The 2,549-nt window shown below is 73.5% G+C and carries 3 protein-coding genes; 1 reads left to right on the forward strand and 2 read right to left on the reverse strand.

All coding sequences use genetic code 11. The features are described 5' to 3' along the window. Positions 1-1,962: aminopeptidase N (gene pepN, locus NCC78_RS30715; protein ID WP_250798913.1), on the reverse strand; the 1,962-nt coding region annotated here is incomplete at its 3' end. A gap of 68 nt (positions 1,963-2,030) precedes the next feature. On the opposite strand from pepN, the gene NCC78_RS30720 reads away from it, so the two are divergent. Continuing rightward, on the forward strand, positions 2,031-2,249 hold the full coding sequence (locus NCC78_RS30720; protein ID WP_250798914.1) for a DUF397 domain-containing protein: 219 nt from the start codon (positions 2,031-2,033) through the stop codon (positions 2,247-2,249). Between the two features lie 19 nt (positions 2,250-2,268). On the opposite strand, the gene NCC78_RS30725 is transcribed toward NCC78_RS30720, so the two are convergent. Continuing rightward, on the reverse strand, positions 2,269-2,549 hold a 281-nt coding region (locus NCC78_RS30725; RefSeq protein ID WP_250798915.1), incomplete at its 5' end, for a hypothetical protein.

The raw sequence follows: 2,549 nt of genomic DNA on the forward strand, positions 1-2,549 counted from the left end.
CAGCAGGTCGGCGTCGGTGGTCGCGGCGATCCAGCCCCGGGCGGCGGCGAGCTGCAACGACTCCCCGGCCGCGGCGCCGTCGAGCAACTGCCGGCACGCGGTGGCGACCCGGAGCAGCGCCGCCTCCCGGGCCAGTGGGTCGAGGTAGCGGTCGACCAGGGAGCGGCTGAGGGTGAGCACGTCCTCGGCGATGATCACCTCGGTCTCGGCGGGCAGCGCCGCGGTGATCAACGCGACCAGCCCGGCGACCGGCCGCTCCCCGTCGGTGGCGGCGTCCAGCGCCTCGCCCCAGAGCAGCGCCCGGGCCAGCGGGTCGGCCAGGCCGGGCAGCACCAGCGGCACCGTGTCGGCCGAGGCGGGGTCGAGCCGGACCTTGGCGAAGGTCAGGTCGCCGTCGTTGGGCAGCAGCAGCTGGGCCGCCGGCGCGCCGGTCAGCCTGGTGAGCACGGTCCGGCCGCCGTCGGCGTCCGGGTCGAGGTCGACCTCGGTCCGCTCGACCGTGCCGTCGGCGGAGTAGCGCCCCACCGCGATCCGGTGCGGGCGCCCCACCGGGTGCGTCCGCGGGGCGGTCTGCACCACCGCCACCTCGGTGTAGCGGCCAGCCGCGTCGACGGACACCTCCGCGCGCAACGTGTTGACCTGCGCGGTGCGCAGCCAGCGCGCGGCCCATTCGGTCAGGTCGCGCCCGCTCGCCGTCGACAGGCTCTCCAGCAGGTCACCGAGGGTGGCGTTGCCGAAGCGGTGCTTGGCGAAGTGCGCGTTCAGGCCGGCGAGGAAGGCGTCGTCGCCGAGCCAGGCGACCAGCTGCCGCAGCACGCTGGCGCCCTTGACGTACGAGATGCCGTCGAAGTTGAGCAGGCCCTGGGCGGCGTCGGCGACCTCCTGGGGGGCGACCGGGTGGGTGGAGGGGCGCTGGTCGGCGGCGTAGCCCCACGCCTTGCGGCGCATCGCGAAGGTCGTCCAGGCCCGGTCGAAGCGGGTCGCCTCGGCGGTCACCCGGGTGCCCAGGTACTCAGCGAAGGACTCGTTGAGCCACAGGTCGTCCCACCAGCGCATGGTGACCAGGTCGCCGAACCACATGTGCGCCATCTCGTGGGCGATGGTGGTGGCCCGCAGCTCCCGTTGGGTGTCGGTGACCGCCGAGCGGAAGACGTAGTCGTCGCGGAAGGTGACGATGCCCGGGTTCTCCATCGCGCCCGCGTTGAACTCGGGCACAAACGCCTGGTCGTACTTGTCGAACGGGTAGCGCTCGGCGAAGAGCTGGTGGAACCGGTCCAGGCACTGCTTCGTCACCGTGAAGATCTCCTCGGCGTCGGCGTCGAGGTGCGCGGCGAGCGAACGTCGGCAGTAGACCCCGAGCGGGATGCCGTCGTGGGAGTCGCGCCGGACGTGCCAGGGGCCGGCGACGAGCGAGACGAAGTACGTGGACAGCGGCGCGGTCGGGGCGAACTCCCAGCGCCCCGGCCGGGGGTTGTCGGCGACCCGGCCGTTGGCCGCGACCGTCCAGTGCTCCGGCGCGGTGACCGTGAGGGTGACCGGGGCCTTCAGGTCGGGCTGGTCGAAGGCGGCGAAGATCCGCTGCACCTCGTCCAGGAAGGACATGGCGTAGAGGTAGGTCTCGCCGTCGGCGGGGTCGACGAAGCGGTGCATCCCCTCGCCGGTGTTGGAGTAGGCCATCTCGGCGGCGACGGTGAGCGTGTTCTCCCCGGCGAGCCCGGTCAGGGGCAGCCGGTTGTCGTCGAGGATGCCGGGGTCGAGGTCCCGGTCGTTGAGGCGTACGGCCAGCAGTCTCGCGGGTTTGACCTCGGCGAAGGTCTCGGCGCCGGGGGTCGCCCGGAACCGGATCGTGACGTGGGAGCGGAACCGCTCCCCGTCGCCGGTCAGGTCGAGGTCCACCTGGTAGGACTCGACGGTAATCAACGCGCCACGCGCGGTCGCCTCTACACGGGTCAGGCTCGGCATCCGCTTATCCTGCCCGATGGGGATCCGAACGGGCTCCCCACGACCCCGTGGCACTGGAGGAATGAACCATGACTGCGCACCCCAAGGGCGATTTCGACCTCTCCCGGGCGGTCTGGCAGCGGGCCGAGGGCGACAGCTCGGAGAGCGCGGTCGAGGTGGCCTTCGTCGACGACCTGATCGGCATGCGCAACTCCGCCGAGCCGGACGGCCCGATGCTGGTCTTCACCCAGGCCGAGTGGGACGCCTTCGTGGCCGGCGCCCAGGACGGCGAGTTCGACCTCGACTGAGCCCGGCGGGCGGCGCGGGTCACCGCTCCCCGTCCCCGTCGCCCCAGCCGAGGCCGCCCGGGCCCGGGGCGTGGTGGAAGCCGGGGTGCCCGGCCACGTCGGCGCAGCGTTCGCCGTCCGGGCCGACCGCCCCGCCGAAGAGCCGCTCGGCGCGGTGCCAGGCGTCGGCCGGTGACAGGGCCGCCGCGCCGAGCGCCAGCTCGGGCCGGAGCAGGCTCAACGCCTCGGTGTAGCCGACGGCCAGCTCCCGGGCGACGGCCCGGTCGGCGGCGGTGAACCCGAGGTGCGCGGTGAAGTGGC

Source organism: Micromonospora phytophila (assembly GCF_023656545.1).
Classification (GTDB): Bacteria; Actinomycetota; Actinomycetes; order Mycobacteriales; family Micromonosporaceae; genus Micromonospora; species Micromonospora phytophila.

Excerpts from the sequence above, each read along its gene's own strand:
- NCC78_RS30720 (WP_250798914.1), top strand. The coding sequence starts at position 2,031 with ATGACTGCGCACCCCAAGGGCGATTTCGACCTCTCCCGGGCGGTCTGG.